The sequence below is a fragment of the Streptomyces sp. NPDC007088 genome, assembly GCF_042869355.1.
Classification (GTDB): Bacteria; Actinomycetota; Actinomycetes; order Streptomycetales; family Streptomycetaceae; genus Streptomyces.
On record NZ_JBIAFO010000003.1, the window covers coordinates 522009 to 528941 of the forward strand.

General features: G+C 74.6%; 6 protein-coding genes and 1 pseudogene. 5 read left to right on the top strand and 2 right to left on the bottom strand.

Annotation, left to right across the window (positions count from 1 at the left end):
- Positions 1 to 369: 369 nt before the first annotated feature.
- The 3 genes from ACFYMP_RS07960 to ACFYMP_RS07970 all read left to right on the top strand — a co-directional run bounded on the left by ACFYMP_RS07960 (position 370) and on the right by ACFYMP_RS07970 (position 3494).
- Positions 370 to 1287: a LysR family transcriptional regulator gene (locus ACFYMP_RS07960; protein WP_388852326.1), complete on the top strand. Its 918-nt coding sequence runs from the start codon at positions 370 to 372 to the stop codon at positions 1285 to 1287.
- Positions 1288 to 1678: 391 nt separating this feature from the next.
- Positions 1679 to 2590 carry a LysR family transcriptional regulator gene (locus ACFYMP_RS07965; RefSeq protein WP_388852223.1) on the top strand — a complete coding sequence of 304 codons (912 nt, stop codon included), beginning with the start codon at positions 1679 to 1681 and terminating at the stop codon, positions 2588 to 2590.
- Positions 2591 to 2690: 100 nt separating this feature from the next.
- On the top strand, positions 2691 to 3494 hold the full coding sequence (locus ACFYMP_RS07970; RefSeq protein ID WP_388852226.1) for a methyltransferase domain-containing protein: 804 nt from the start codon (positions 2691 to 2693) through the stop codon (positions 3492 to 3494).
- Between the two features lie 224 nt (positions 3495 to 3718).
- Here ACFYMP_RS07970 and ACFYMP_RS07975 read toward each other — a convergent pair whose 3' ends face one another.
- Positions 3719 to 4429, bottom strand: a complete 711-nt coding sequence (locus ACFYMP_RS07975; protein WP_388852229.1) for a TetR/AcrR family transcriptional regulator — start codon at positions 4427 to 4429, stop codon at positions 3719 to 3721.
- 83 nt (positions 4430 to 4512) lie between these two features.
- Here ACFYMP_RS07975 and ACFYMP_RS07980 point away from each other — a divergent pair, with 83 nt between their 5' ends.
- A complete protein-coding gene (locus tag ACFYMP_RS07980; RefSeq protein WP_388852232.1) occupies positions 4513 to 5475 on the top strand; it encodes an aldo/keto reductase in 963 nt (320 codons plus the stop codon).
- Between the two features lie 260 nt (positions 5476 to 5735).
- Positions 5736 to 5891: a hypothetical protein gene (locus ACFYMP_RS07985; RefSeq protein WP_363144620.1), complete on the top strand. Its 156-nt coding sequence runs from the start codon at positions 5736 to 5738 to the stop codon at positions 5889 to 5891.
- Positions 5892 to 6166: 275 nt separating this feature from the next.
- Here ACFYMP_RS07985 and ACFYMP_RS07990 read toward each other — a convergent pair.
- Positions 6167 to 6933: pseudogene (locus ACFYMP_RS07990) on the bottom strand (hypothetical protein); the annotation flags it as partial.

Sequence of the window (6933 nt, forward strand, 5' to 3'; positions counted from 1 at the left end):
CGCTAAGAACCCGCCGTACCGCTGTCCAAGACCTGTTCCGCATGGAGCGTTGCGTACAAGGCATCACCGCAGCTCAGAAGGGTTCTTCTCCGGGCACACACTCCGGGAGCGTCCTACACTCGAAGCATGACAGGCGCGACCCCCCCGGAGGAACCGGCAGCCCCCTTAGGTACGCGAGACCCCTCAGGCACGCGAGACCTCGCGGGCCCGCACGGCGACCTCGCGGGCCCGCACGGCGACCCCAGGGACCCGCACGGCGATCCCGGGGACCCGGCGGCTTTCCGAGGGGGAGACGTGGCGGAGGACGAGGAGGCGGTCCGGGGCCTGGGCGAGGAGCCGGACCGGGACGCGGGCGCCCCGCGGGGGCCGGTGCTCCCGGCCACCGTGCGCCCGGACATCGACCTGCGGCTGGTCCGCTACTTCGTCGTCGTCGCCGGCCACCTGCACTTCGGCCGCGCGGCCGGGGAACTGCACATCACGCAGCCCTCGCTGAGCCGGCAGATCCGCCGGCTGGAGGAGCAGGTAGGCGCCCGCCTCCTGGACCGCACCCCGCGCGGCACCCGGCTCACGGACGCGGGAGAGGTCTTCCTGCCCCGCGCGAAGACCCTGCTGCGCACGGCGGCGCAGGCCATGGGGCAGGCGCGGGCGGCGGCCAGGCCCGCCCGGCTCGTCGTCGGCTACACCGCGGGCCTCATCGTCACTCCGGCGGTACGCGAGGTGCGGCGCAGGCACCCCGACGCCGAGGTGCGCACCGTGAGCCTGGCCTGGCACGACGCGCGGGCCGCCCTGCTGGAGCACCGGGCGGACGCGGTCATGACCCGGCTCCCGCTGCGCACCGACCAGTTGCAGGTCACGGTCCTGTACGACGAGCCGCGCGTCCTGGTCGTCTCGCGCGAACACCGGCTGGCCGGCCGGGACTCCGTCCGCCTCGACGACTTCGCGGGGGAACCGATCCCCCGTATGCGCGGCGTCGACCCGGCGTGGAGCGCCTTCTGGCGCCTGGACCCCCGCCCGGACGGCAGCCGGCCGCCGGACGGTCCGTACATCAGCAACTTCGAGGACAAGTTCGAGAGCGTCGCGGCCGGTGAGGCGGTGATCGTCACGGCGAGCCAGCGCCCCGGAGCGCTGCGCCCCGACCTCGTCGCGATCCCCCTCCTGGACGTCGATCCGAGCCACGTGGTCCTCGCGACCCGCGCCGAGGACCGGGGCCGTCTCCTGAGCACCCTGCGCCGCTCGGCCCGGACCCACCTGACAAGGCGCCCGGGGAACCCCGCCGCGGACGGGTGAGGCGGTCCCGGCCTTCTCGCCGGCCCGGCAGGCCAGCACACAGAAAGACGTAAGGGCGCGGTTCCGGGCCGGTCGTCACGGTGTTCGCGCCCACGGCGTCGCGGGGGCAGGCGCGGGGCCGGGGGTGTGCCCGGGGGTGCCGGGGAAGGCGCGGGCCGAGGAGGGCCCGACGCGTCCTCGCCCCGTCAGCGCCGGATCGCACCGCCCTGCCGTCCCCCGAATGGCCGGCAGGGCGGTGCGGGCCCGGGGAGGCGGCGCACGTGTCGGGGGGGTCCCGGGGCGGTGGCGCCGTCTCCCTTGCCGCTGACCATGCTGTCCGGGCGGCGGTGTTCGAACAAGCGGTCATACTGCAACCCGTGTTTAATCCTGCTCAACGTGGAGGTGCCCGGTCGTGCTGGAACGCGTGGAACTGGAGGCATTCCTCACCCTGGCCGGGGAGTTGCACTTCGGCCGGACCGCCGAACGGCTGGCTGTGACGACCGGCCGGGTCAGCCAGGTCGTCAGGCGGCTGGAAAGCCGGATCGGTGGCCCGCTCTTCGAACGCACCAACCGCAGCGTCCGGCTCACCCCGCTGGGGCAGCAGCTGTACGAGGACCTGCACCCGGCGTACGAGCAGATCAGGGCGGGTCTGGCACGCGCGGCCGACACCGTGCGCGGCGCGCGGGACGCGCTCAGGGTCGGCTTCGTCGGCGTGCTCGCGGGCCAGGTCGTCCACCGGACGGCCGCCGTGTACCCCCAGCGGGTGCCCGGCGGGCTGGCGGAGGTCAGGGAGGTCCAGATCGGTGAGGCCCTCGACCGGCTGCGGGACGGGTCCGTCGACGTGCTCGTGCTGAGCCTGCCGCTCAGCCGGCCGGACATCGTCGTCGGCCCGGTCCTCGTCTCCGAACCGCGCATGCTGGCCGTACCGGTGGGGCATCCGCTCGCCGCCCGGCCGAGTGTGACGACGGAGGACCTGGCGGACATCCCGCTGGTGCGCCTCGCGGGCGCGCTGCCGGACGACTGGCCCTCCGACCGCATGCCGGAGCGCACCCCCTCGGGCCGCCCCGTACCGCCGGGCCCGAGGGCCGTGACCTTCCAGGAGGCGCTGCTCCAGGCCGGGGCGAGTGGCGCGGGCGTCATCGTCGGAGCGCAGGTGACCCGCTTCTACCAGCGCCCCGACCTCGTCTACGTGCCCTTCAGCGACGCGCCGCCCATCCAGTGGGCCGCCACCTGGCTCAGGTCCGGCAACGGGCCGCGCAATCGTTCCTTCGCGCACGTCGCCCGGGAGATCGGGCAGGACCTGGACGCGCGGGGCCCCGGCTGACGCAGCCGGACGACCCCGGGCACCGCCTCCGCCGCCCCGTCCACGCCGGTGCGCGCGCGGGTGGCCGAGGGGGTGCGGACAGGCCCTACCCTCCTCACTCATGACCGAACCTTCCCGCACCGCGGAGACCGCCTCCCGGACCCTTCCGGAGCGCGCGGCCGAGAGCGCCGGAACCACCGCCGAAACCCCCACCGAAACCTCTACCGGGACCCCCACCGAAACCTCTACCGGGACCCCCACCGCGCCGTCCGCCACGGCCGGACCCGCCGCGTACCCGGGCGGGACGGCGGACGCCTACGACGCCGTCGCCGACCTGTACGCCGAGTTGTCCCGCGACTCGCTCGCCGGACTCCCCCTGGACCGCGCGATGCTCTCCGCCTTCGCCGAACTGGTACGGGCCTCCGGCCCGGGACCGGTGGCGGACCTCGGCTGCGGCCCCGGGCCGGGGACCGCGCACCTGCGCGCACTCGGGCTGGACGTCTTCGGCGTCGACCTCTCCCCGGCGATGATCACACTCGCCCGCGCCGCCTACCCCGGCCTGCGTTTCGAGCTGGGTTCCATGGACGCGCTGGACCTGCCCGGCGCCGCGCTGAGCGGCATCGTCTCCTGGTACTCGCTCATCCACACCCCGCCGGAGGAACTGCCCGCGTACTTCGCGGAGTTCCGGCGCGTACTGGCCCCCGGCGGCCACCTCCTGCTCGGCTTCTTCGAGTCGGAGGGCGGCCCGGTGTCGGCCTTCGACCACAAGGTGACGACGGCGTACCGGTGGCCCGTCGACGGGATCGCCGGGCTGGCCGGCGCGGCGGGCTTCACCGAGATCGGCCGGATGCTGCGCGAGCCGGGCGAGGGCGAACGGTTCCGGCGGGGCCACCTGCTGATGCGCGGCGGCACGCGCGAGGACTGACGGAAGGACCGCGGCCCCGGCGGAACCGCGCCGAGGCCGCGCGGCGGAACGGCCGCGAGGGAGCCGCCAACGCGCCGGTACGAGCCACCTGGGCCACCTGTGCGAGCCCCCGGCCCACCCGTGCGAGCCCCCGGCCACCGGTTCGAGCCACCCCGTGCGGCCGGTCCCGGGCCGGAGCGGCCGGTCCCGGGCCGGAGCCGCCCGGGACCGGCCGCTCCGGCGCCCTACCTCCCCGCCGCCCCCGTGTGCAGCGCGTCGGCGAGGAGGCCGAGCAGCCGCCCCGTCCGCTCCGGCGTACCGGCGTTGGCCGTGGACAGGAACACGCCCAGGAGCATCGTGGTGACGTCCTCGGGCTCGACGTCCGCGCGCAGCGAGCCCGTACGCGCCCCGGCCGCGAGGATCGCCGCGAGCGCGGCGGTCAGGCGCTCCCGCGTGGCGGGGGTGGCGATGCTGCCCGAGGCCATCCCGGCGCGCAGCGTGTCGGCCATCCCGCGTTTGGTCGCGACGAAGGCCGCGTACCGGTCCATCCACGCCCGGAGCGCGGCCTCCGGCGGCAGTTCGGCGAGCAGGGCGGGGGCGCTGCCGGTGACCTCGTCGAGTTCGGCGCCGTAGACGGCCTCGACGAGCGCCTCGCGGGTGGGGAAGTGGCGGTAGAGCGTGCCGATGCCGACGCCCGCCTCCCGGGCCACCGCTTCGAGCGGGACGGTGCCCTCGGCGGCGGTGAAGACGGCCCGCGCGGCCGTCAGCAGCTTCTCGCGGTTGCGCCGGGCGTCCGCGCGCGCGGGACGACCGCCCGCCGCGCCGGAAGGAGTCGTGGCGGAAGCAGCGGCGCCGGAAGCAGCCGTGCCGGAATCGGCGCTCGCGCCGGTCCGGACGCCGTCGGCGCTGGGCCGCCCGGGTGGGACTCCGGGCGGCGTCGAGGTGGGCCCAGTCAAAACGGAGGTCCCTCCGGTAGTGCTAGTGTCGAAAGAACGGAGGTACCTCCGTTTCTCCTATCGTCTCACGAGGGCACACGCTCATGACGTCCAAGACCCCGTCCTCCTCCCCAGCCTCCCCCTCCTCCGCGTCCACCACGGCCACCGGCGTCCCGCGCCCCGGAGGCGCGTTCGCGCTCGCGGGCCGCACCGTCTCCCGCGTCGGCTTCGGCGCGATGCAGCTGCCGCGTCTGGGCGAGGACCGTGCCACGGCGCTCGCGATCCTGCGCCGCGCCGTCGAACTCGGCGTCGACCACATCGACACCGCCCAGTTCTACGGGAACGGCCTGGCCAACGACCTGATCCGTGAGGCGATCCGCCCCGAGGACGGCGTCACCGTCGTCAGCAAGGTGGGCGCCACCCCCGACCCCGGTCCGGTCCCGCTGCGCTTCGCCCAGAAGCCCGAGGAGCTGCGGGCGAGCGTCGAGGACAACCTCCGCAGCCTCGGCCTCGAACAGATTCCGCTGGTCAACCTGCGGCGCCCCGACTCCGGGCCCGGCCTGAAGGCCGAGGGCGACCAGCTGGTGCCCCTCGATGACCAGCTCGCCGTGATGACCGCCTTGCGCGACGAGGGCAAGATCGGCGCGATCGGGCTCAGCAGCGTGAGCCTGGACGTCCTGCGCCGGGCGCTCCCGGCGGGCATCGCCTGCGTGCAGAACGCCTACAGCCTCGTGTCGCGCGAGGACGAGGACCTGCTCGCCCTGTGCGTGAGCGAGAACATCGCCTGGGTGCCGTACTTCCCGCTCGGCAGCGCCTTCCCCGGCCTGCCCAAGGTGACCGACGAGCCCGCCGTGCTCGCCGCCGCCAAGTCGCTCGGCGTCAGCCCGGCGCAGACCGGGCTGGCCTGGCTGCTGCACCACGCCCCGAACGTCCTCCTCATCCCGGGCACCGCGGACGCCGGGCACCTGGAGGCGAACGTCGCGGCGGGATCGGTCGAGCTGGACGCGGCGACACTCGCCGCCCTGGACGCCGTCCCCTCCCGTTCCGGGGACATCGAGCCGCGCTGAGACACGCCCGCGCCGACGCGCGAGGCGGGGCCCGGCGACAGGTCCACGCCAAGTTGATGACAGGTAGCTGACAAGTGCGTGCATGGGTGGGCGGGACCGGGGCACACGGCGGTTGTGAAGCCGTGATCCAACAGCCGCCGCCCAGCCGGGGCGGCCGGACTGCACCTTGATCCAAGTTGTCCAGCGTGGAGAACAGGGTGGTGCGGGTTCGGCGTTAAAGAGTCCGTACGCACCTAAGAGACGTGAAGGTCGTAACTGTCATGCTTATTCTTGGCGTCATTCTGCTCATCATCGGCCTGCTGGTCGGTATTCCGCTGCTCACGACGATCGGCGGGGTGCTGCTCGTGGTCGGTGCCGTCCTGTGGATTCTCGGCGCGACCGGCCGCGCGGTCGGCGGGCGGAAGCACTACTTCTAAACCCCTCGGACACACACCTCCGACAGGGCCCTCTGACACCCGTCCGACGGGCCCCTCGGAGGGACTGAATACAGCACCGAGCCCCGTCCGGCCTACGCGCCGGGCGGGGCTCGGCGCTGTCGTACGTCCGTTGCGGCGGGCTGTCGTGCATCCACCGCGGTGGCCGGGCCACCGGCCGCACGGGAGCGCCGCCGTGTCCTCCCGCTCGCCGTCCGCGCGACGGCCGGCCGGACCGGCACCGTCGGCCGCTACGAACCGAACGGCGGCCCACCGGGTCAGGACGTGCCCGCCCTCGCGCAGTCCCGGCATTGGGGGGCGTTGTTGGGGAGGGCGCGTTCGCAGGTGTCGCAGCTGTTGGTCCAGCCGGTGGTGCGGAGGGGTGTGAGTGGGGGTGTGGTGTGCGGGGTGGGTCGGGGGTGTGGATGGGGGAGGGGTGGGAGTCCGGTGCGGAGGCGGTGGGTGAGGACGGCGGCGGGGCGGTGCATGGGTTCGGGGAGGTTGGTGGTGAGGGCGGTGCGGATGGCTTCGGGGCCTGCTTCGCGGAGTAGCCATTGGGTGACGGCCGGGGTGAGGCGGGCGACTTCTGTTTCGGAGAGGAGGAGCCGGGGGTCGGCGTGGCGCAGGGAGACCAGGATGCGGACCGCTCGCGCGTGCACGAGGGAGAGGGGCGACGAGGACTCGGCCCCGGCCCCGGCCCCGACGCCGGAACCCGGTGCGACCGGTACGGCCGGTGTGACCGGTACGACCGGTGCAGAGGCAGCGGGTGCGACGGGTGCCGGTGGCGTGGGTTCGTGCCGGTCCTCGTACGCGTCCTCGTACGCGTCCTCGCGGGGCCGTGGTTCCGGCTCCGGTTCCGGTTCCGGTTGCGGGCGCGGTGGGAACCGGACCTCCCGCTGCGGCCGTGGCTGTCGCTGCGGGGGCACGGCCGTGGCGCGCGACGCGCCGGTCACCCGGGCGACGCGGGTGACGACGGTGGGGGCGGTCTCCCCCTTCGGCTGGTTGTACGAGGTGGTGCGGGTGACGAGGGCGCCGCTGGGCAGTC